This window comes from Mesorhizobium sp. WSM4828 (assembly GCF_055811175.1).
In genome coordinates this window covers 88,215-110,349 of the sequence record NZ_JBVVQK010000020.1, presented here as the reverse complement: position 1 = coordinate 110,349, position 22,135 = coordinate 88,215, and the positions used below count along the sequence as shown (strand labels likewise).

Sequence of the window (22,135 nt, the reverse complement as noted above, 5' to 3'; positions counted from 1 at the left end):
GGTTGGGGTTAGCTCTGTTTCGACTGGCCCAAACAGCTTCTGTACATGCCGACGATTGTCTTCGGTGCCGATCAACTCCCGAACGGCGTCTGCAAGGGACCTATGCCCAGCTTTGTCGCGCTTTGTCATGTCGGCCGAGGTTCCCCGCCTATCGCGCAACTCGCAGGTCAGGGAATGGTTGCATTAGGCGTCAGGAATGTTTGGGAACTGGGCTCGGGTGCCTGACCCATTCAAGCGCTACGCATGGCAGGAACTTGCTGGAAGAGCCGGCTGCCCACACAGTCGTAGCGCCACATGTATTCGGGGAACAAATGCAGGCCCTCGCGGTTAAAGATTCGCAGGGGTCGATCCGTCTCGGTGCAGCCGCTGTGGGGTCCGTCGTCTATCCCTCCGTGGCGGCGGCCCCCTCTAGCTGAGCCCAATGCCAGATCGCCTGACCTTCAAGTCGCACGACCCAGAGCGGATGAAACTACGGCCGCTTCCGTTCCCGGCAGTTCGAACAGCATGGCCAGATGCCGACACTCGGCTTCGTCCACGATCAGCTCCTCGATAGTCGCGATGGAAAGATGGCTTTTGAGGCGCAGCCGGACAACCGCCGCGAGTTTGTGAACGGGGACCGGTACTGCCCAAGCGTGATGATCTAGCAGACTATTGATCTCAGCAACTACCTTTGGATCGACGGCATGGGGTAATGGCAGCATGGAAGCCTCCCGTTCGGGAGAATAACTATAAGCCGATGGGGACGATGAGTCTGGCAGCGTACGTTTTTAACCAACACCCTGGGCAGTTCACGGCCAACACGTACCAACTCTTTGTCGACCTGATCAATTTCATCAAGCAAAGACCTATGCTTACGCGGCAGGTCCTCTTCTACCGGAAGATTTAGCGACTTGCGAAGGTAGTCCCGGATGGCTTCTGCCGTGATCCACCGTCGTATAAGGTCGGCGATAACCTTCTGCTTCCTTTTGTCGACCTCAACCATGGCCGATCCTGCACACTACATACAGGCAGCTTCGTTGGAGTTCTGGCCTACCGGTGGTTTGGCGCGCGTCGCGCTTGTCTCGTTAACTTCTTGATCACTCATCAGGGGCCGGGCGGCTAGCTGGGCCAGCAACTGGCGCGATGCTTCGATTATCCGACCGTCTCTTCGATAATCGAATGAAGGTCGTTCACATGGCGCCACGCCCGCGTTTGGTATAACCGGGCACCTTCAAGGCGAAGACGATCGGGTTTCCCATCGATTCATTGTCTGATGCGCGCTATGCGGTTCAGTTCGAAGTTGACCACGATCTGCACTAGCTGGTTGCCTGCTTCGTCGCGGACTAGAATGCCAGCCTCGTGGTAGGTGCCATCGGGCAGCTTTTCTCTTGCGATTTCAAGCAGCGTTTTTGCTGCCTCGTCCTCCGCAGATTCCAGGCTCGGAAGCTCTGAACCTTCAGGGTCTGGGAAGGTCTCTCCATTGCTGGACAAGTCGAAAAAATAGCGCGGCATCAATCCTAACTAGGATTGCCGGACAATGTTCAATGTCTGTTTTTTACATACAAAGTGCTAATCCACCATGTTCCGCAGGGACTTCTTGCGTTTCGGCGGCCTGTATTTTTCAACCAGCCTGACCTTGTCCATGTCGATCGTCACCGGCGGCCCCTGGCGTCCGTCTGGTACCCCGTCAGGGGGGCCTATGCGCGTCTCGCGCGAGCAATGGCGATCTGCGCTTACATTCGCAGATCGCCGCCTCCAGAGCCGGTCACACCCAAACAGACGAGGCCGTGCAGTCTGGCGACAAGAGCACGGTACCCAATTCCCCCGTAACGGAATTCGAGGTAGGGGAGGCCCACCGGTATGGGACCCAGTTCACACCTTCGGCGATGCGATGAAGCTGATTTCTCAGGCCGCCGAATAGCCATGCACCGGTTCAAGCGTCCCTTCACTCGCATCTCCCGCCCCTTTGCTCCGATGCACTTCGATGCCCGAACATCCGGCTGGAGGTTTGATCCCAATGAGATCGCGATCTTCGAATTATCGGCGCGCTGGCACCATGGATCTGAGCCCCGAGCCTGATTCCGGCATCCTCAACCGACTGCCAATGTCACTGGCAGCAAAAGCTACGCCAGATCATCGCGATGGGGCATTTGCTGCGGCGGCGGAGCAGCAGATGTCAGGCGTTCAAGATTTTCGCTTCCTTGGCGGCGGTCAGAAATGCTACGCGGGCTACCTCCGGGGCGCTTCCGCCCCCGAGCACCTTCATGCAGGCCATTCGTGCCTGGATGCGGCACCCGGTCTCTCCAATTGGCCAATCATACAGCAGCATTTCGGCGGCTTCGCGGGTGCTCGAAACACTGACTTTGCCCGAGGAAAGCAATACGGTCACGGGTTTTTCGAACGTGCCGACGTCTCGTTCGCTGGTCATGTTCTGGGTTTCCTTTCACGATGTCCCGACGACCCTACGGGCGAACACCACATATCGTTGCGTCACGATTGACTCGGTGCGCGAACATTCTGTGACAAGCTCCTTACGACTGCATGCCTTTGGGGCCTGGCGACAACCGACGCTGGCGGCATTCCTGCCGCCATTGCCGAGGGTGAGGATGTTGGTCCTCGGCCTCGACATCGAATTCGCTTGGTATGAGCCCGGCTCATCGCTCTCGTCGATCAAGACTGGCCTGATCAAAGCCGTGGCGAGAACGCCGAGGAGAAGGGATCGGTCAGTTGCCAGCTTCGCGACAGGCCCGACTTCGTGGCGATCGAGCAGCCGATGGGCAACATGGTCTCATTCAAAACATGGTCTCATTCAAGGAGACCGCCAGACGCTTACGGCCCCAGTGACAAGCAAACCAGTAACCCGAACGCGTTGCAGCGCGAGGGGCTGGTCTGCGCCGCTGCGGCAATCATCAGCGGCGGCTACGGTATCCGCCGGGAAACAATCCCGTTGTCGACGTAGCGGAAGCGTTTGCTCGGCATGGGCTGCTTGCCCGCCTTTGACCACGCCATGTGGAAGCGCACTGCGGTCGAGCGCTGCCGGCCGCCCAAGACGAAGAATGCGGACGCCGCATAAGCCGTCGGCTTAGCGACGACCAGCGAAGCGCGTCACGGGTTCAAAATTGCGAGGGCAGCGTCACCTTACATCAACTTTACGCCGCCGAGGCGAGGGACTGTATGGCGCGGCGATCAGGATGAGACGGCGGCGACAATCTAGATGAGACTCTTATGTCGCGGTCGGTTGGAAGTTATCATGGTGATTGTCGCTGGCAAGAGCTTTGCCGGTTTCAGATTGCCGCTCCGCGACAAGTTCCTGGGTGTTTTTGATTGTCGCGTATGAGGCTGGTCTGCCGCGCTGGCGTTTGGCTTCCATTGCGGATCTGCGGCGATAGCTTTCGACATTCATCTCGAAGATCGTTGCGTGGTGGACGAGGCGGTCGACCGCGGCGAGCGTCATAGCGGGGTCCGGGAAGACCCTGTTCCATTCCCCAAAGGGCTGATTGGCGGTGATCATGATGGAACGCCGCTCGTAACGGGCGGAGATGAGCTCGAAGAGCACGCTGGTTTCGGCCTGGTCCTTGGTGACGTAGGCCAGATCGTCGAGGATGAGCAGATCGAACTTGTCGAGCTTGTCGATGGCGGATTCGAGCTGGAGTTCACGCCGCGCAACCTGAAGCTTCTGGACGAGATCGGTGGTGCGGGTGAACATCACGCGCCAGCCGTTCTCGATCAGCGCAAGGCCGATGGCTGCGGCGAGATGGCTCTTGCCGCCGCCGGGCGGCCCGAACATGAGGACGTTGGCGCCCTTGGCGAGCCAGCTGTCGCCGGCGGTGATCGCCATGACCTGCGCCTTGGAGACTATGGGCACGGCATCGAAGGCGAAGCTGTCGAGCGTCTTTCCGGGCGGCAGGTGCGCCTCGGCGAGATGCCTTTCGATTCTGCGATGGGCACGTTCGGCCAGTTCATGCTCGGCGATGGCTGACAGGAAGCGCGCCGCCGGCCATCCTTCCCGATCCGCCTGTTCGGCAAATTGCGGCCAGAGTGTCTTGATCGTCGGCAGCCTCAGTTCGTTGAGCATGATGCCGAGCCGGGCTTCGTCGATGGTGTGGGCGCCCTTCATGCGGCTTCCCCCGCATACGCCGTGCCGATCAGGGCTTCATAGCCATTGAGCGACGCCAGTTGCACATGAACGGTCGGCAACCGGGCCGGGTCCGGAGCGAAGAGCGTTCGCAGGGCGGCAAGGTCGGGCAGGTCGCCGGCATCGAGCGTTCTGGCAAGCTCCTCGGCCAGTTCACGCTCGCAGCCGCGATCATGGGCCAGCGCCAACAACTCGACGGTGATCTTGCAGGCCTGCCTGGGAAGATGCTCGATGAGAGCCTCGAAAGCCCTGCGGTATTCCTGACGCGGGAAGAGCTTGTCGCGATAGACAAGCCCGCGAAGCGCCATCGGCTTTTTGCGCAGGGAATGAATGACGTGGTGGTAATTGACGACCTGGTCATGCCGGCCGTCGGCATGGCCACGCCCGCGGGGCAAGGCCATCAGATGCGTGCCGCCTATGAAGACCTCGAGGCGATCGTCGAAGAGGCGGACACGAAGCCGGTGTCCGATCAGGCGGGAGGGCACGGTGTAGCAGACCTTGCGCAAGGTGAAGCCGCCGGTGCGCGACACCGTGACGACCACCTCTTCGAAGTCGGTGGTGCGACGATCGGGAAGCTCTTGCAAATGAGGCCGCTCGGCGTCGATGCGCTTGCCGTGTGCGGCATTGCGGCGGCTGACAATCTCATCGATGAAGATGCGGTAGGAGCCGAGATCGTCGAAGTCCCTTGTTCCGCGCATCAGCAGGGCGTCGCGAACGGCGTTCTTGAGATGGCCGTGGGAGCTTTCGATCGAGCCGTTCTCGTGGGCGATGCCTTTGTTGTTGCGGGTTGGCGTCATGCGGTAGTGGGCGCACAGTTCCTCATAGCGGCGCGTGAGATCGGCCTTTGCGTCGGCATCGAGGTTGCGGAAGGCGGCCGACAGGCTGTCGCTGCGGTGATGGAGCGGCGTGCCGCCAACAGACCACAACGCGTTTTGAAGCCCTTCGGCCAGGGCGACGAAGCTTTCGCCGCCGAGGATGACATGGGCGTGCTCAAAGCCCGACCAGGCGAGCCGAAAGTGGTAAAGGAGGTGGTCGAGCGGCTGACCGGCGATCGTTACGCCGAGGCCGCTCATGTCGGTAAAGTCTGACAGCCCCAATCGGCCGGGCTCGTGCCTCTGGCGGAAGATCACCTCCTGTGCCTCACCGTGAACAGCCCGCCATGACCGGATCCGTCGCTCAAGCGTACGGCGAATGCCTTCGGACAGTTCCGGATGGCGCCGCAGCATCTCGTCGTAAACGGCGACGGCACGGATGCCGGGAGCGGCCTTCAGAAGAGGAACGACCTCCGCGTCGAAGATATGCTCAAGCGGATCGGGGCGACGCCGGCCGCGCGGCGGCCTGTTTTGCGATGGAAGGCTGGCTTCCTTCTCGATGCGATAAGCCGTCGCCCGGCTGATCGACGCCTTTGCGGCGGCGATCTCAACAGAATGCGTTTGTCGGTACTTCATAAAAAGCCTCGTCTGATGATCGGTTACGTGGCGACCCGGCACAAAGGTGATTCTCCATTCCAGAAAACACCAACGCTACCGGCCCGACCGCGATCATGAGACGCCGAAAAAATGGAATGCGGGCCTTGTCCGGATCGTAGACACGCTGCTCAATGTCGGCGCAGAACAAAGGATGGGCTGCGTGTACCGGCGTGTCATCGCCGACCTTGCCAAGGATAGTCTTGACGAGCGCTTCGCGGTCGACCGCGTATTCAGCGCCATGCGCAGATCATTATTGTCAAAGGGGCTGTCGCAGCGCGCTACCATATAGTAGTGCCCGCGCCTGTGACTTGAAGGTAAGTTGCTGCGGTAAGAGGCATGGCTTGCGGTGGGCGTACGGGCACGGCCGAGCGCTTTCTCGAGGATTGAAATGATCGTTCATTTAGTAGACGGCACATACGAGCTGTTTCGCCACTTCTATGGCCAACGCCGGTTCAACAACGGCCAAGACAAGCCGTTTGGCGCCGTCGTTGGCGTGCTGAACACAGTGCTGGAGATGATCGAGAATGGCGCCACACACATTGGGGTAGCGACAGATCATGTAATCGAGTCGTTCAGAAATCGGCTCTGGCCCGGCTACAAGACCGGGGATGGCATCGAGCCGGCATTGCTCGCGCAGTTCCACCCCCTTGAGAAAGCCCTGGCGGCCATGGGAGTGGCGGTCTGGCCGATGATCGACCTGGAAGCCGACGACGCGCTGGCATCCGCGGCACGGAGCGCGGCTGCCGATGAGCGCGTGCAGAAGGTGTGCATCTGGACGCCGGATAAGGATCTCGCGCAGTGCGTGCGAGGTGACCATGTGGTTCAGGTAGACCGCAGGACCAAGCAAATTCGCGACGCCGCCGGTGTACGCGAGAAGTTCGGAGTTGAGCCGTCCCTGATTCCAGATTTCCTCGCGCTCGTGGGTGACACCGCCGATGGCTACCCGGGTCTCGAGGGCATCGGCCTGGTCTCGTCAGCGCGGCTGCTGGGCCGCTATGGCCCCCTTGAAAGCTTTCCGCCTGAAGCCCTCGGCAAGCGTAGAGAGCTCGCACTTTTGTTCAAAAATCTCGCGACGTTGCGTACGGACGCTCAGCTATTCGATGACGTCGAACAGCTGCGCTGGCGCGGCCCGACCAAAGCGTTCGAGACGTGCGTGATCCAGCTAAATGACACCAGGCTCCTCGCACGTGCGCTGAAGGCTCGGGACGACTGACTCCGCGAGGCGAGGTCTGGAAGCGGCCAGCGCCGATTCCCAATCGCACGGGGCACCGTACGCGCGGCAACAGTCTTGAAGAACACACAGCGCAACGTTGCGGCGGGTGACAGGCGCTCACGCAGCATCTGCGTTGTTGGTGGCTTCAATGGCAAAGCGTCGCACCTAAGACCTAGATGCAAGGATGGTTGCGTCTGGGCGTGCTCCGCTCAGTGGTATAGCTCGGCGGTGAGGCGGCTCGTGGGCGGGCTCTCAGTAGGGGGGAGCAGCATCTGAACCCTGCTTTGTCTTTCCGGTGATGGGGTGATGGGGAGGATACCCTCATTGCTCGATAGGCCTGTTCGAAAGATGACGGCCATCTAACACCGTCATTGGCGCCAAGCGAAGTTGCGGCAGATGCACAGTAAGGCGCTACGGTTTGCGCTCGTCCAAACGTGACTGCTTGTTAGCGGCATCGGCCGATCTCCCCAGCGTGTCCGCGACCGTGGCACCTCGCGTACCCATCGGTTGCTGCGCACCTGTGGTGGTGTCCTTGGCTGTCTGGTGCTCCATCTCAGCATTCAGCTCCGCACCCACAATCAGCACAATGACGGAAATCCAGGTCCACATCATCAAACCGATGACCGCCCCCAAGGCTCCGTAGGTCGCGTTGTAGTTAGCGAAGTTTTCAAGATAAAAGGAGAACCCCACCGAGACCGCGATCCAAACCCCAGCCGAGAGGAATGCCCCCCATGTGGCCCATCGCCACTTTGCCTTTTCGCGGCTAGGGCCGTAGCGGTAGATCAGCGTAATTCCGATTCCGACCATGATCAGCAAAACCGGCCACCGCAAGATCCGCACAAGGGTTTCGGTCCAGCCGCCGAGGTTCAGCACCGCAAGCATTGCGGGCACGATTCCGACCGAGATGATAAGGCCGATGCCAATGAGGATGGCGCCAAGGGTGAACCCCAAGGCCAGGAGATTCAGATGGATAAAGCCGCGCTTTTCAGTCTCCTCATAAGCGATGTTCATTGCTTCAAACAGCGTCTTGATGCCGCTGTTGGCGCTCCATAGTGCGACGGCAAGACCGAAGATAAAGCCAAAGCTGAGCGCGCCAGTGTTCTGAGCGGCCAATGAGTTAAGTTGCGACCGGATAAGATCAAGACCGCCCGAAGGCAGTATGCCGCCAAGGAGTGAAATGTGCTCGGCGATGGTCTGAGGATCGGCGACGAAGCCGTAGATGGACACGAAGGCGGCAAGCGCTGGAAACAGCGCAAGAAGCAGGTAGAACGTGGCTCCGGCCGCGATCAGCGTGACACGGTCCTCTGTTACCTCAGCCCACACCCGCCACAGCACATCCCTCCAGCCGCGGCCGGAAATTTGCGATGGCCGTTCGGCATTGCGTCCACGGCCCTGCTTGTCTTCTTGTCCACCCCGCCGCTCCAGTTGCGCTTGGTTTTCGTCGGAATCTTCGGCTTTGTTCTTCGACATGACTGCAGTCCGTCGCATCTTCCTCGACGGCAAACGTTTAGGCGCGCCAATAGATGCAGGTGCAGACCTGCGCTCGCAAATAATCATCCGCCAGCTGCACAAATTCCGGCCATCTAACAACGATACTGCCCGCCTCTGACTGACGACCCCTTCCGAGGGCCGGAGTGGGGCCGTCCGGTCTCGCCTCGGATGGGCTATCTCACGACATCGTTCCGCCGGTATCAGCACCGGCTGGCGCCAAGTTCCGGCGTCATGTTCCACGCAGCGACTTTGAAATCGTGTAGGCATTTCCAGAACGTCATGACGCAAGACGCAGGAAGTCACGATCCGCATGCCGCAGGACCCTGGTTCGGCTGGCAAGGCAGACGCAGCAACGAAAGTGAATCTCTCGCCGGCCATGATGTGAAGGTTCGTCAGGTCTCAGGCGACAAGGACACACGCCGCCCAGGCTGAGCCGCAACGTGAAGCTCTTCCCAGTCGCTGGAACGAAACATTCCTCGACGAGGTCTGTTCGGGTTCCGAATGGACAATTTGACGATCAGGTCGATGCCTTCGTCGACGCTCTGACCGAGCTCGCACTCGGATCGACCTTCACCCTTGACAATATCGGACGGTCGAGATCGCCGAAGCTGATTTTAATCAAAATGCTCTGGCAGGGCCTTCAGCTGCTCGGTGGTCATTTGTGTGATGGCATGCACGGTGCCGTCTTCGTCCCGCATAAAATCGAGCTGAGTTGCATATAAGGCCACGCGCTTTGAGCCTATTCCGAGGAAACCACCAACATCGAAGACGACTTGCGCATGCTCGCCCGTTCCATGGATGTGGTCGACTGAACTGATTTCCTCATCGTCGCGACCGTAGATGGTCGCTCCCTCAACAACGTCAGCGCGCAGTTCAGAACTCGAAAGCCGTACGTGATTGGTGTGGTCCATTTTTGGAGTCTCCTCTCCGTTGGACTGAGGTAACCCCCGACAGGGCCAACCGTTCCGAACCGTCATTCACGAATGTCGTTCGCGGAGGGGCACCGAGCGGGGATATGGCACGCGCTTTGGCTGTCGCCGATCCCCTAAACGAGCTGGCGTTGGGTTCGACCATCCGGTTTGGGGGCGTCGGTGGTGGTGGTTCGCCTTGCACCAAGTGCAACCACCGAAGTAGGTCAGCCTACCTGCTTAACCGCTTGGAAACGCGCCCGAGCCGCGATGAGCAGCACGCTCTCATCAGTCATGCCACTCTGGAAAAGCCGGACAAGATCGGCTGCGAGCTTCTCAGCTGCGGGTGAGCCGGGCTCAACATGCCCTTCCTCGCATATCTGGCTGAAAACGGATTTGAGGGCTTCCAAATCGGTCGGGTAAAGGACTGGGTCAATGTTCATGCGATCAATCATCTGGGGCCTCCTCAGCTGGCGACAGGTGAACGAAACGACAGCGGACAATGACTCCGCTGGCCCAAGGAGTCATTTGAAAATGACAATGGAATCCGCTCGGTACGGATCAAACAATCCACAACGGCTGCGGGCGCGTCCGGCAGGTCACTTAGGAGTACGCTGGCACGAGCCTCGTTTCGCGCAATGGTAGCGCCATAGTGAAACGCAGGCCCCCGGGATTGTAATGCAGTTCGATCTTCGCATTGCATTGCACTGTAACCACCCTCTCCAACAATGTCGTTCCAAAGCCTCGTCGAGTCGGCGGCTGCACAGTGGGGCCGTCCAGCTCCTGCCAATGAAGATGCAGGACCTGCTCACCTGCGGAATCCGGTATCCACCATTGCACTTCAAGGCGGCCTTGCGGGCGCGACAGGGCGCCGAATTTTGCTGAGTTGGAGGCAAGTTCGTGAAACGCCATGCCGACAGGTATCGCAATGTCGGCGACGAGGGCCACATTCGGACCACGCAGTGATATTCGCGGCTCGCTATGGATCTCGTAGTGGCTCAGTTCCGACTCAAGCAACTTCTGTAAAGAGGCCGTCTGCCAATAGTCGTCTGTAAGCATTGAGTGCGTATCGGCAAGCGACACAATTCTTGCCGAGAAATCACGCACGAAGCTGTCGACGCTATCGCTGGACCTGGCCGTCGCGCCCATCATCGCTCGCACGTTGGCCAGGGTGTTTTTGACTCGGTGATGAAGCTCGCGGATCAAGAGCTTTTGACGGTCTGCGACCTGCTGTTTCTGTTCAAGATGGGACTTGACCTCGAGTTGGCGTGCACGCGCACGCAACGCCGACCTCACTGAATTGGCCAGGCTTGAGCCCAGGAAAGGCCTTTCGAGAACGATGAGATACCGATCTAGAAACGCAAGACGCTTGTCGAACTCCGTTCCCCGCATGACCAAAAGAACCACTGGAAAATCGGACCATGCAGGTTGGTTCTGCAGCCAGGCGGCGAATTGGCTCCGGTCGGAATTGATGAGCGCTTCTTCGGCCACGACGAGGCAGTGTGCGCTGTCGAGAAGCCGCAAAACCTCATCCAGATTTGCACAGATGCGTGTGCCGATCCCGTGTTTTGCCAAAATCGAGGCGGCGAGCTGAGCGTCTCGACCAACCGGGGCGAGCACAAGTACGACGGGTTCATTCGGCGTCATGGCTTCTTGTCAGCGAGCAGATCGCTTTGTTTGCCCTCAAAAAAGGGCACGCCTGTAAGTATCCCCCTGAATTGGTCGAGCGGCTCGCCGACAGCTATGCCCTGGCTGCTGACCATGAATTCACGGATGGTGTCCTCATGAGGACCAACCCGCCTCTTCACTACCGAAATCGCTCGTCGGATGCGACCGCCGCTTTCGAAAAACCTCAGCAACATCACTGCATCAGACAGATAGGTCATGTCGATTGGTGCCGCCGTGTGGCCGATCAGCCCGTGATTGGCCAGCAGCAGGATCGTGACGATGCCCTTCTGGTTGAGGTAGGTGAGAATTTCATGCATCTGCAGCACAAGGTGCTGCTCTTCCGACATCGAATTCAGATATCCCGTGAGGCTGTCGATCACTACGATCCGGGCATCGAACCGCTCGACTGCGATCTGGATCTTAGAGGACAATTCGCCGGGTGAAAGGTCTGCCGGGTCGATCTGTTCGAGCAGGAGCATTCCGTCTTGCAGGAAGGGCTTGAGATCCATACCGACACCAGCTGCACGTCCCAGGAAAATGCGATCAGTTTCATCGAACAGCAGAACCAGGACGCGCTCACCGCGCCGCAGCCCTGCATGACCGTAGGAGCAGGCTATGGTGGACTTCCCCACACCCGAAGGGCCGATCAAAAGCGTGCTTGTGCCCCGATCGAGGCCGCCGCCGAGCAGAGTGTCCACGGCATTTCCGCTTAAGGCCGGCGAGCCGTGCTCGGCTTCAGGGTGCTCGGCGGCGACCAGTCGCGGAAAGACCGTGATCCCGCCCGGTCGGATAACGAAGTCGTGGTAACCGCCACGTATTTGCACCCCACGCATCTTTATCACCCGCAAGCGCCGCCGCTCGCCGCCATATATCGGAGTCAATTGCTCCATGCGGATGACGCCATGGCTGATCGAATGCAGGTTGAGGTCATCCTGCTCGGCCGTGAGGTCATCGAGTAACAAGACCGTCGCATGGTTGAGCAGAAAGAAGCTTTTCAACGCCAGGACCTGCCTGCGGTAGCGTAGTGAGCCCTGCGAGAGCAGCCGGATTTCGGAAAGAGAATCGAATACGACGCGCTGTGGCTTAATACGGTCGATCTCAGCCAAGGCTGCCTGCACGGTCTCCCCGAGTTCCAGGTCAGAAGAATGCACGAGCGTCTGCAACTGGGAGGGATCAAGGCTGAGTTCTGGAGGAACGAGTTCCAGAATTTCTATCCCGTCCAGAGTCCACCCGTGCCTGCTTGCCACGGATATGAGTTCGCGCTTGCTTTCGGACAGCGTAATATAGAGGCATTTTTCGCCTTGCGAGGCTCCCTTGATAAGGAACTGAAGCCCGAGCGTGGTCTTGCCCGAACCAGGCCTTCCCTCCACGAGGTGTGACCGAAATTTGGCATAACCCCCGCGCAAGACATAGTCGAGGCCTTCTGCCCCGGTCGCTAATGGTGAGGCGTCATCTTCGTTCACGTTGCCCCTCATGTACCTTGCTGAACAGCGTAACGATTGTCAGTTTTGATGGTTCCAGAAGGCCGCAAGGCGCTGGATAAGAGGACAACAGCCTCCTCTACATACTGCTCACGACGCCGTTCATGTCGGTGAGGCTGATCGCTCCTAGCCCCCAGCGCCCAGTAGCTGCAAAGGGGCCCGCTTTGCTCGGAAGGAGGCCGATAGTTAAAATCGTACAGCAACGATGACACACCGGGGGCGTTCGCACGCCATGCATTCTGAGTTTCTAGAGCTGCAGCAGGTATTGGGACGCCGCGGTTTGGTTGCGGACCGATCGCCCCTCCAGCAGACGTGCTGCTTCCAGCTTCGAGGTTGGATCGGAACAGAGAATATCCATCGGCAATTGTGAGCGCTCGCTGTCGCCGCAGAGCACTTGAACATGTAAGTGCAAACTTGCGATAACAACCAAAGTAGGTCCACAAGTCTTGTCTTCAATTTTGTCGTCAGACGTGCTCATCCGCAAAATTCGAACAATCGCTGATATCAGCGACGATGACGCCGCGATCCTGCGGGGCATGCCGACTCAGGAAAAGGATGTCGCAGCCAATCAGGATATCGTCTCGGAAGGCGATAGCCCCGCAAACTCGTTTGTGGTTCTGGACGGCCTGGTGTGTTCGTCCAAGTACACTGGTCAGGGAAGACGGCAGATCACCAGCTTCTTTGTCGCAGGCGATCTTCCCGATCTGCATGGCATGCATCTTTCTGTGATGGACTGCAGCTTCTCGAGCTTGACGCCAAGCAGATTAGGCTTCATCCGTCATAGCGTCCTTCGCCCGATTTGCGAACAGCATCCGCGTATCGCGACGGCGTTCTGGCGATCGACCCTCATCGACGCCTCCATCTACCGGGAATGGGTCACCAATGTCGGGCGACGCGAGGCCTATGCCCGCACCGCCCACATCCTATGCGAGCTTATCGTGCGTTTGCGGTCTGTCGGACGCATCGAGGACCACGTAGCGGATCTCCCCATAACGCAGGCCGCTCTTGGCGATGCTCTCGGCTTGTCGACAGTTCACGTAAACCGCACCCTTCAGGAACTGCGAGGCGACGGCCTGATTGCCACGTCAGGCACAAGGCTGCGTGCTCTCGATTGGCCCCGCCTGGTTCGAGCAGGAGACTTCGATCCGACGTACCTGCACCAAAGGGACCCTGCCTAGCTTTTGATGAGGATGCCGATCGCATGCGACGATATTTCTTTGACAGCGGCGATGCCGAGCATCTCGTCGAAGACGACATGGGCCTGGAATGCGAAGGGATCGCGGCCGCCCGCCAAGCAGCCGTCGACGGTCTAATAGACTTGGCACGGGACGCACTGGGAGCTTCGGAGCAGCAACAGCTATTGGTGGATATTCGTGACGAGAGCGGGCGAAAGATTCTGAGGCTCAGCTTGATTCTCAAAATTGAAAAGCTCAGCACTTCGGGATGAGTTTGGAATAGCCATTTTGCTGCTCGCACCATGGCAATTGAGGCGGCGTGCGTCGTCCTCGCCGCCGGTCCCACTACAGGCGCCATCATTTCGGCGGCAATGCGTACGATGCTACAATGTGGGCGGCCTGCAAGACCGACAAACTCCGGCTTAACGAGTGTGAATGCTTGAGCCAACGCCCCAGGCAAGGTGGCGGGAGGTGCCTGCAGGTCTGGCAGAACATTAAAGGGATCAACGGGTTCGAATTTCGGCGAGGCAGCTGATCCTCCAGGCCCAACCAAAACAGGCCCCGCACAGCTGGAGGCTCTACGAAGCTCCATTCGCTCGGCGCACGCAGCAGGTCGCCGAGTCGCGAGACCGATTGCGGGTCAAAGCGCGACCCGCAATGGCCCAGTAGCGGTCCGAGAACGGCAGAACTTTAGTTTTGCCGTATATGATCAAAGTCCACGGCGAGACCATGCCTGACCGCACGGTCGGCGACCATGTTCTCAAGCTCCCGGTCTGAGATTGAAGCCATCCCAACGACCTGCCTTAGCGCTCTCAAGGCGAGCCCTGTCGATATGACTCTAGAACGCCGGCTGCGTGTGCCGACATAGTGCTCCACGAGATCTTCAAGCTGTCGCACCTCGCGCCTCCACATCTGCTCTTCCAGGCCACTAATGCCGAGGTTTGTCGCGTATGCATTCACATGCGTTAAAGGACCAGAACAAACACGCCTGGAATCCACCTAATGTCAGGGCGTGCGAGTTGCTGGCGTGTCATGTCCCAAAGCATCACGCACCGAATGATCGTTCGCTAAGCTGTTCGCGAAGACCTCCACATCTGCCGGCTTTTTTTACCGCAACCTCTGCGACCGGCCACTTTCTTCCTGAGGGCGGTCTCTTCGATGCTGCGTCTTTTAACGTCAAATTGTTTCTCAGCCCGTTCGTCGTCTCTCTAAGAGGCAGGATGGCACCTTCCCACGCACCCGGACAAAGTCTGTACGAGCAGGCGATTTGCAAGAGGTGGTCGGGAATACGAACGATAGTTGACCGTTGCAGTTGGATGGAAGATTTGACTAGGTCAAAGCCTGACACGTTTTTGGTAGTTAATGGTGACGTGACCACTCGATCGGGCATCGCGGACTACCTTCGACATCGAGGCTACCGAGTTTTTTATCGAGGCAAAAGACGCCTTGCTAGGCAAGAGGCAGGGGTGCATTCCAGCGTCTATGTAGACACCATTTTGTCTGCCAGGCGGCACGAATGGTTTTCAGCTTGCCGCGTGGTCCGGGAGAATAGCGAAGACATCAAGGTGGTGCCGTCGTCGGCCATGGAGCGACTGCCAAAGCAGCCAGTAACCTCTGCGAGAATGGCCCTCGTATCGCCAAGCCGTATGACCCGGCAATTCTCCTGGCCCGCATCAGGAGATTGAAGGGCTGGTCTTGTAGAGATCTCGAAGAAACTTCCTAACCCTGTCAGCTTCGACACCATGACAGCAAACCTTCAGGCAGCTCCAAGGGTTTGGAAGACCTTTTCTATGATGGTCTGAAAGACATCTACTACGCCGAACGCAAGATTCTCACGGCGCTCCGGAAAATGGCAAAGGGCGCGGAGTCCGAAGAGCTGAAGGCGGCGTTCGAAAAACATCGTGACGAGACGGAAGGTCAGATCGAGCGCCTGCAGCAGGTTTTCGACGCCTTTGGCAAGAGAGCCCAGGGGAAAACGTGCGCGGCGATCGACGGCATCATCGAAGAAGGACAGGAGATTTTGGAGGAATTCGACGAGGCTCCGGCATTGGATGCGGGTCTCGTGGCTGCAGCCCAGTCCGTCGAACATTATGAAATAGCGCGCTACGGGACTCTTGTCACATGGGCCGAGTTACTTGGTCTGAAAGACGCCGTCCCGCTACTCGAACAGACGCTCAAGGAAGAAAAAGCAACCGATGAGGCGCTCACCCGACTAGGCGAAACAGGCGTCAACGAACGGGCGATGCAGCAGGCCGCATAGGTTCGGATCGAATCGACGCGAACGCGGCCCCCGGCAGACGGATAGGAGCTGGGTTGTATTCCCCAATCCAGGCGCGCATCTACACCGCAGCCGCCGAGCCGTCGACGCGGTGGTTGCCGACCGATTAGGTCATGCTGTGCTGCTAACTACGCTCGTAAGGGCGACCTTAAGAGCGCAGCCTCGCTACCGTGCCATCCTCCCGCAAGGCGGCCTTCGCCGGCCTTCGCCGGCCTTCGCCGGAGGCGTACGCGGAACCGGCATGGATGGATGCACAGGATGCGGTTCGCTGAATGCCTACTCGCCGGGAGGTATATCATCGGATTCGCCACCCGATAGGGTCGGGACGGGGTTCTATCTTGCTCTGCGCATGATCTTTTCTGAAAACCGGGTTCGACTTCGGGATCATGTGCCAGTGCCGGCCTACTTCATGCTGGCCGCTGCAGCGACCCTGTCCACCATGGCGAGAACGGCTAGCGGTGCGGTGTGGTGGACCATGTGGCCGGCCTGGGGGATGATATGCACAAACGAACCAGGAATCTCGGATTGTAGTCCAAGAGCCTCGGCTTTCGCATCGAATAACCGGTCGCCGGCCCCAGCGATAATGCCGACAGGCAGCGACAGATCATCGTAGCGGGTGAAGCGCCCGCCAGTCAGCGCGGCGGCCAGCATCAATCCCGATTCGGCCGCGATTGACCGCAATTGTGAGGGCCGGCTGGCGATGTCCTTTGCCGACGAAGCGAACGCCGCAGAGATGATGCCGGGGCGAAATATTTTGCCCATCGCAAGCGGCCAGGCGAGCTGCACAAGCAGCGGCAGCAAGGTGTGGCGGAAAACTCCACCGACGATAGGCAAGGCCGGTAGCGCCGCCAGTGCAAGGCCCAGGCGCGGCGGCGGATGGTAATAACCTGAGACAAGGACGATTCCGGCAACTGATGCTGGGTGCCTGTGCGCGAGTTGGAGAGCCACCGACGCGCCCCAGGAATGGCCCAGAACGAGATATCTTTCGATCCCAACCTGCGCGACGGCGGCATGAATGAGATCGGCTTGCGCGGCCGCCGTCCACCGTTTGCTTCGCGGCCGCGTGCTCCTGCCGAAGCCGGGCCGGTCAAAGGCGAGAACGCGGTATTTGCCGGCCGCTTCGTCGAGCATGCCGCTGGTCTTGAAATCCTCGGCCGACGAGCCGTTTCCGTGCAGCAGGATCAACGGCGTTCCGCTGCCCTGCTCAAGGAGGTGCAGGCGCAGTCCCGTCACCCCGATAAAGCACCCCGACCCGTCCGGGCAAAGCGCGCGTCTCGCGCGAGCGCTGTTGTACAGCGCCAGGCTGGCCAACCCGGCGCCAAACAGGACGGCGGCTGCTGTTGTCCTGTTCGTGTGTTGGGCCACTAGCAGCCGCCGCGCGCAAAGTAGACAGTCGTGACCGCTCTGGAAACGCCTTGATGCTGTTGCCGAACTGCCGCGCGTGTCGGCGCGTGGCTTGCCGAGTCCATCTTTGCTCTCCCCGTTTGGCTGCCCCAACCCGCCTGATGGTCCGTTGTTCCTCGAGGGAGGTTCTGCTGGTTTCCGCTCGCCCGAACTTTGAAATGAGACGCTAGTTAGGGCTTTAACGCCGGTGCGCTGAAGGTCTCGATGATGACAGGCGCAGCACCGGAACGCGCTGTTAGGAATGTCTGACCGGTGGATCGGGCTGCTAGGCCGGCTCAGACAACGCCGTCTCCATTGGGGCGCCTCAGTTTCTCCTGGGCTCCCAATCGTGCTCGAACTGCTCGGCCCATTCCAGGTTCAACAGCCATGACTCCCGTCGCCCGATCCACAGCTCATAATCTGGTATAAGATTGCTCGGAGCTTGATCCAGACTGCCGATCATCACCTCGGCCTCGTCGTCCCGAAGGCTTACGAGGCGCGAACCACAGGTTGGGCAGAAGCTTCGCCCGGCAAAGGTGTGGAGATTGCCAGTGCCTTCGTAGCTCGATCTGGGCCAAACCGCGAAGCAGACGAAGGCGCTCCCGCTCGTTCGCCTGCAGTCATGGCAGTGGCATATACCAACCCTCGTCGGCTGCCCTTTGAGCCGGATGCTGGCAGCACCGCAAAGGCAGCCACCTGTGCGAACTTGCTCGTCCATCAATATCGACACCGCTCGCACAGAGAGATCGCCGCTCTCGTCTGGATTCGGAACAGAAGTCTCATACGGGAGCACATCGATATCCGGGTCCACATTGGCGCGTCTAATGGCGGCTCTTCTGGTTGGGGTGCCTTGGGAAGGCGCATGGCGTAATCTCCTTTGCCGGGCAACGAGTGGCAAGGAGGGTTGGTTCCAGCCGTCAACTCCGCCCACCCCGGGCCGCCCTTGAGAAGGTTGCCGGAGGCACTAAGCCCAGGCTCTTTCACGTGCGTCGAGGAGAACGATGAATAGTGGGGCAAGGAGCGGCCTGGCCGGCCGGACCAGACGGTGGGCCATCGCGCTAACGGAACGGAAAAGCGTCACCGGGACCGATGGCGAAGCCTCGTTCGGCCCATGGCTAGCCGACGCGTTGCGCCACGAGACGGCATTTCGCCGGGCGGAAATCTGGACCATAGAAGTCGAGCCGGGGGATGGGCGCCACTGCGTGGCGATGCTGGTCCGCGGTATTGGCCACGCAACTGTCATGCTGACCGGCCACTACGACACTGTTACGACGAGCGACTATGGCGAGCTGGAGGACATGGCAACTCGGCCGCAACAACTCACGCAGGCGCTGGGCAAAACCTTGGCCTCGGCAGATGCGCCTGCCGCAAGGCGGGCGCGGGACGATTTCGCGTCGGGAGATTTTCTCGCAGGGCGCGGCCTGCTCGACATGAAGACCGGTCTCGCCGCCGGGCTGGCGGTCAGTGCCGCATTCGCCGAGAGCACTAACGCGGCGGGAAATCTTTTGTTCATCGCCGTCCCCGACGAAGAGAACAATTCTGCCGGAGCGCGCAAGGCGGCACAGGCGCTGCCGGCGATTGCAGGCGAGGGCGGGCTCGATATTCTGGCGGCAATCAATCTCGATGCGATCGCCGACGACGGCGACGGCAGCAAGGGTCGCGTCATCGCGCTTGGAACGGTCGGCAAGCTGCTTCTGACGACCCATGTCGTCGGCGTTCCCGCGCATAGCGGTTTTCCCCTGAAATGGGCTGAATGGCGCGACCGTTGCCGCTGCCATAGCCGCCCGGGTGGAATGGGCCTCTGAGCTTACCGACAATGCCCAGTCCGTTCCGGGCACACCGCCGAGCTTGCTCAATATTCGCGACGGCAAGTCCCGCTATGACGTAACAACGCCGGCTACGGCGTTCGCCAGCTTTAACGTGCTGAGCTATCGACGGAGCCCGGACGAGGTGCTTGATCGCTTTGACCGGCTTTGCGCCGATGCTGCTTTTGCCTGCCTTGCGGAGCTGAAGCAGCGGCGGCATTGCCAGCACGGCAGCGCCGCGATCGATCTGGTCGAAACAATTCCCCTGCATCGTTACGAGGCACTGCTGGACTGTCTCGATGCGGAAGCAAGATCAAGGCTTGGCACCGTCGGCGCGTCTCTTGCCGCGGGCGATCTCCCGCTGCCCGAGCAATGCCGGCTGGTTACCGAAGAGGCATGGCGATTGAGCCGCTTGCCGGGACCGGCAATCGTCACCGGCTTCGGCTCGATACCCTATCTGCCGACGAACCTTTCGGACAGGCCGGCAGCGGCGAGGTTGCGCGCGATTGCCTTCGAGATCGCAGCCGGCGCAACCGCCCGCTATGGCTCGGCGATCGGCTGTGCGGATTATTTCGCCGGCATCTCGGATATGAGCTTCTTTGGGGAGGCTACCGAATCCGGTCTCAATGTCGTCGCCCGCAACACGCCGATGTGGCGCGACGGCATTCGCTGGCCGAAGTCAGGCGGGCTGGCCAACATTCCCACCATCAATATCGGCCCGTGGGGACGAGACTACCATACCCCGCTCGAGCGGCTTCACATCGGCTATGCTTCGATGTCCTGCCGCAAGTCGTGAGCGATGTTTGTGCGGCACTTCTCGCAAAGCACGCGTAGCGGAAGCAAAACTCGATACCTCGCCAGGAGCAAATCGGCAAAGCCGAGGTTGCAGCCGGATCAATCCCGAGGCATGCCGTCGCCGTGAAGAGATTCTCAAGAACAGCTTCGCCAGCGCGCCACGAACCGGCGGTAGCGCTATGACGAAGTTTTGGGAGGCTCGTCCGACTCCGGCAAACGATCGCGAATGGCTTCCTCGGTTTTGCTTGCCGTCTTTTTCACGACTTTCTCGACGCGATCGACCAACGTCTCGGCGTCGCCGCTGGAACCCGGTCGGTCAGCCTCTTCCTTTACAGTCTCATATGCTTCGGCGGCGACCTGCTTGGCTTGCTCCACGCCTTCCTCAAAGACTTCATCGGCACTGTCACGAAGCTTGTCGCGGTATGGGCCGAGTTGCGCGTCTTCCGTGGCTGTGTGCGGCAGCATCACGCCGATGGCGGTGCCCACGGCAAGGCCCACCGCGGCCATGGCCAGAGGTTCGCGCTGGAACAGGTCCTGCGCCGACTGCCGCACCCGCCCCGATATATCGGTGGCTGCCGAGCCGAACTGCCCAACCGTGCTTCCTAACCTTTCTTTCGCGCCGCTCGCAACGTCCGCCACAGCCTCAGTCGCACCGCCTGCTACGGAAGCAACCGAACGAGCGGCATCGGAGAGCATGGAGCCGGCGGAATCTTCGCCCTCGGCACCGTACTCATCGCCGCGTGAATCCTGCCAGGCCCCGCCCAAGCCCCTCTGGTCAGAGAAGTTTCGGGTGCCGTCAGGTTCCCTGCTGGGGGAATAGGCACCAAGTGCTGAACTGTCTACCGACGTGCCCTTGCCAAGCATTAGCCAGGCCAGGCCCGCGCCGACCAATGTAAGCGGCAACGGATTGTCCCTGACCTGAGTCTTAAGATTGCTGAGCATGGCGGATCCCTCGTCGCTGAACATCCCGGTGAATTCGTCGATCAGCTGACCTGGTGTCATCTTGCTCCGGATCGAGTCCGCCGTGTCCGTTATCTTGGCACGGGCAATGTCGGCATCGCGTTCGAGTTCGGCTGCGGATTTGTCGATCATCTTATCTGGTCCTTGATCACGCGTGCGTCGCGTTTAAGTTGGTCTTGTGTCCGGTCGGGGGTCAACTCTGAGGGAGCCATGCTTGCCTTGCCGGAGCGCAAGAGTATGACGCCCAGTAGTGCTACCAAGATGCCGACGAGCAGCGAGGACCATCCGGCTCCCAGCCCGGCGCTCGCCAGGGCAATCACCAGCGCCTGCAAAAGCACCATCAGGGCGGCGAGCAGGCAAATGGCGCCTCCAATCACCTCCACGGCGCCGGCGCCGGCCTTGCTTACCTTTTCCGACATTTCAGCCCGCAACAGCCTGCTTTCGGTTTGAAGCAGTGTTGTGACCTGCTGTGCCAGATCGCTGACAAGGGTTGTCAGGCTGCGAGTGTCCTGATTGTCGGTCATGGGTTTCGCTCCAGGCTTGCATTGGCCCAGTCATCGCCGGACTGATCGGATCCTAGCGGGGCGGGCTCAACTGCCTCTGCCGATCGCCCTCCGAACTCATCCGAACTAGGACCCGTCTCGGTCGCTCGGCCTGTTCCCGACTGGCCCGGTGCTCCGGCTTCGGCAGAGGATGGCGAGCTCTTGATGAACCGCCCCAACGCCAGGCCTGCCAATACCGAACCGGCGATCAGCGCCCCCGAATTTTCGCGGCCGAATGACTGGATTTCGCCAAGCACTTCGTCGAAGGGTTTATCCTTCAGGGACGAGGAAAGCCGCTCGAGCCCGCCTGCGGCGTCAAGGGCGAATTTCGAAGCGGTCCGTTGATCATTATTGGCAAGATGCTCGCTTGCCGCGCGCAATGCGCCGCTGAAGGCTTTCAGATTGGCGCTCACGTCGCGCTGCGTTCCCTCCGCCTTGTTGAACAATGCTTGCTTTGCTTCCGATGCGTAATCACCGGCTTTCCTGGTGATCTCGTCACGCGCATCGTGGAGCGCTTCCGTCGCGGTCTGCTTTTCCCGTCGTAGTCTTTCCGAAAGTTCGCTTCTGGCGGTCTCGAAATCGGCCGTCTGACGGCCCTGATCGTCCTGGTCCTGCATGGTGTCTCCTAGTGGAATCCGAGGAAGGAGAGGATCGCAAGCACGACGACGACGAGGCCGATGAGATAAATAACATTGTTCATGGCGCAATCTCCTCCACTGCGCACCGAACTTGCCTGTGCTTCCCGTGTTCCCGCAGGCGTCATCTTTTTTGTAAGCGACGCCTAACCAGCCTCAAGACGGGATCTTGTCCTGTGCCGATGGCGGTGAGCGCCCGGTTTGGAAATGATACGAGA

General features: G+C 59.8%; 21 protein-coding genes and 1 pseudogene. 6 read left to right on the top strand and 16 right to left on the bottom strand.

Annotation, left to right across the window (positions count from 1 at the left end):
- Positions 1–440 precede the first annotated feature (440 nt).
- The 6 genes and pseudogenes from AC0L2X_RS21935 to AC0L2X_RS21910 form a co-directional block, all read right to left on the bottom strand.
- Positions 441–701 carry a hypothetical protein gene (locus AC0L2X_RS21935; RefSeq protein ID WP_352671676.1) on the bottom strand — a complete coding sequence of 87 codons (261 nt, stop codon included), beginning with the start codon at positions 699–701 and terminating at the stop codon, positions 441–443.
- A 541-nt stretch (positions 702–1,242) separates the two neighbouring features.
- Complete coding sequence (locus AC0L2X_RS21930) at positions 1,243–1,491, bottom strand: DUF6894 family protein (RefSeq protein ID WP_473562198.1); 249 nt, start codon at positions 1,489–1,491, stop codon at positions 1,243–1,245.
- Between the two features lie 664 nt (positions 1,492–2,155).
- Positions 2,156–2,407: a DUF982 domain-containing protein gene (locus AC0L2X_RS21925; RefSeq protein ID WP_352671670.1), complete on the bottom strand. Its 252-nt coding sequence runs from the start codon at positions 2,405–2,407 to the stop codon at positions 2,156–2,158.
- 795 nt (positions 2,408–3,202) lie between these two features.
- On the bottom strand, positions 3,203–4,096 hold the full coding sequence (gene istB / locus AC0L2X_RS21920) for an IS21-like element helper ATPase IstB (RefSeq protein WP_473600335.1): 894 nt from the start codon (positions 4,094–4,096) through the stop codon (positions 3,203–3,205).
- Positions 4,093–5,604 (bottom strand): IS21 family transposase, encoded by a 1,512-nt coding sequence (gene istA / locus AC0L2X_RS21915; RefSeq protein ID WP_473600334.1) that lies wholly within the window; start codon positions 5,602–5,604, stop codon positions 4,093–4,095. The genes istB and istA overlap by 4 nt, the downstream gene beginning before the upstream one ends.
- A gap of 67 nt (positions 5,605–5,671) precedes the next feature.
- A pseudogene (locus AC0L2X_RS21910) lies at positions 5,672–5,883 on the bottom strand (ABC transporter substrate-binding protein); the annotation flags it as partial.
- 88 nt (positions 5,884–5,971) lie between these two features.
- On the opposite strand from AC0L2X_RS21910, the gene AC0L2X_RS21905 reads away from it, so the two are divergent.
- On the top strand, positions 5,972–6,796 hold the full coding sequence (locus AC0L2X_RS21905; protein ID WP_473600333.1) for a 5'-3' exonuclease: 825 nt from the start codon (positions 5,972–5,974) through the stop codon (positions 6,794–6,796).
- A gap of 411 nt (positions 6,797–7,207) precedes the next feature.
- On the opposite strand, the gene AC0L2X_RS21900 is transcribed toward AC0L2X_RS21905, so the two are convergent.
- The 5 genes from AC0L2X_RS21900 to AC0L2X_RS21880 all read right to left on the bottom strand — a co-directional run bounded on the left by AC0L2X_RS21900 (position 7,208) and on the right by AC0L2X_RS21880 (position 12,338).
- On the bottom strand, positions 7,208–8,266 hold the full coding sequence (locus AC0L2X_RS21900) for a YihY/virulence factor BrkB family protein (protein ID WP_473600332.1): 1,059 nt from the start codon (positions 8,264–8,266) through the stop codon (positions 7,208–7,210).
- 635 nt (positions 8,267–8,901) lie between these two features.
- Positions 8,902–9,198 carry a PRC-barrel domain containing protein gene (locus AC0L2X_RS21895; protein WP_352479193.1) on the bottom strand — a complete coding sequence of 99 codons (297 nt, stop codon included), beginning with the start codon at positions 9,196–9,198 and terminating at the stop codon, positions 8,902–8,904.
- 224 nt (positions 9,199–9,422) lie between these two features.
- Positions 9,423–9,650, bottom strand: coding sequence for a hypothetical protein (locus AC0L2X_RS21890; RefSeq protein WP_473600331.1), 228 nt, complete (start codon positions 9,648–9,650; stop codon positions 9,423–9,425).
- Between the two features lie 148 nt (positions 9,651–9,798).
- On the bottom strand, positions 9,799–10,842 hold the full coding sequence (locus tag AC0L2X_RS21885; protein ID WP_473600330.1) for a sensor histidine kinase: 1,044 nt from the start codon (positions 10,840–10,842) through the stop codon (positions 9,799–9,801).
- Positions 10,839–12,338, bottom strand: a complete 1,500-nt coding sequence (locus AC0L2X_RS21880; protein ID WP_473600329.1) for an ATPase domain-containing protein — start codon at positions 12,336–12,338, stop codon at positions 10,839–10,841. The genes AC0L2X_RS21885 and AC0L2X_RS21880 overlap by 4 nt, the downstream gene beginning before the upstream one ends.
- Before the next feature lie 452 nt (positions 12,339–12,790).
- Here AC0L2X_RS21880 and AC0L2X_RS21875 point away from each other — a divergent pair, with 452 nt between their 5' ends.
- From AC0L2X_RS21875 to AC0L2X_RS21865, 3 genes are all read left to right on the top strand, one after another.
- Positions 12,791–13,522 carry a Crp/Fnr family transcriptional regulator gene (locus AC0L2X_RS21875; RefSeq protein ID WP_473562257.1) on the top strand — a complete coding sequence of 244 codons (732 nt, stop codon included), beginning with the start codon at positions 12,791–12,793 and terminating at the stop codon, positions 13,520–13,522.
- 23 nt (positions 13,523–13,545) lie between these two features.
- The gene (locus AC0L2X_RS21870) at positions 13,546–13,791 is read left to right on the top strand and encodes a DUF6894 family protein (RefSeq protein WP_473562256.1); all 246 of its coding nucleotides are present in this window, start codon (positions 13,546–13,548) and stop codon (positions 13,789–13,791) included.
- Positions 13,792–15,293: 1,502 nt separating this feature from the next.
- Positions 15,294–15,779 (top strand): YciE/YciF ferroxidase family protein, encoded by a 486-nt coding sequence (locus tag AC0L2X_RS21865; protein ID WP_473600328.1) that lies wholly within the window; start codon positions 15,294–15,296, stop codon positions 15,777–15,779.
- 420 nt (positions 15,780–16,199) lie between these two features.
- Here the strand turns inward: AC0L2X_RS21865 and AC0L2X_RS21860 are convergent, their stop codons facing one another.
- Positions 16,200–17,108 (bottom strand): alpha/beta fold hydrolase, encoded by a 909-nt coding sequence (locus AC0L2X_RS21860; RefSeq protein ID WP_473600327.1) that lies wholly within the window; start codon positions 17,106–17,108, stop codon positions 16,200–16,202.
- A gap of 397 nt (positions 17,109–17,505) precedes the next feature.
- Complete coding sequence (locus AC0L2X_RS21855; RefSeq protein WP_473600343.1) at positions 17,506–17,898, bottom strand: GFA family protein; 393 nt, start codon at positions 17,896–17,898, stop codon at positions 17,506–17,508.
- A 283-nt stretch (positions 17,899–18,181) separates the two neighbouring features.
- Here AC0L2X_RS21855 and AC0L2X_RS21850 point away from each other — a divergent pair, with 283 nt between their 5' ends.
- Positions 18,182–18,985, top strand: coding sequence for a M20/M25/M40 family metallo-hydrolase (locus AC0L2X_RS21850; RefSeq protein WP_473600326.1), 804 nt, complete (start codon positions 18,182–18,184; stop codon positions 18,983–18,985).
- On the top strand, positions 18,969–19,781 hold the full coding sequence (locus AC0L2X_RS21845; RefSeq protein WP_473600325.1) for a hypothetical protein: 813 nt from the start codon (positions 18,969–18,971) through the stop codon (positions 19,779–19,781). Before AC0L2X_RS21850 ends, AC0L2X_RS21845 begins: the two co-directional genes overlap by 17 nt.
- 176 nt (positions 19,782–19,957) lie before the next feature.
- On the opposite strand, the gene AC0L2X_RS21840 is transcribed toward AC0L2X_RS21845, so the two are convergent.
- The 3 genes from AC0L2X_RS21840 to AC0L2X_RS21830 are packed head-to-tail and all read right to left on the bottom strand — an operon-like array spanning position 19,958 to position 21,989.
- Positions 19,958–20,872 (bottom strand): hypothetical protein, encoded by a 915-nt coding sequence (locus tag AC0L2X_RS21840; RefSeq protein ID WP_473560819.1) that lies wholly within the window; start codon positions 20,870–20,872, stop codon positions 19,958–19,960.
- Entirely contained in the window at positions 20,869–21,264 is a 396-nt protein-coding gene (locus tag AC0L2X_RS21835) for a phage holin family protein (RefSeq protein ID WP_473560818.1), read from the bottom strand. The genes AC0L2X_RS21840 and AC0L2X_RS21835 overlap by 4 nt, the downstream gene beginning before the upstream one ends.
- The gene (locus tag AC0L2X_RS21830; protein ID WP_473560817.1) at positions 21,261–21,989 is read right to left on the bottom strand and encodes a hypothetical protein; all 729 of its coding nucleotides are present in this window, start codon (positions 21,987–21,989) and stop codon (positions 21,261–21,263) included. Before AC0L2X_RS21830 ends, AC0L2X_RS21835 begins: the two co-directional genes overlap by 4 nt.
- Positions 21,990–22,135 lie beyond the last annotated feature (146 nt).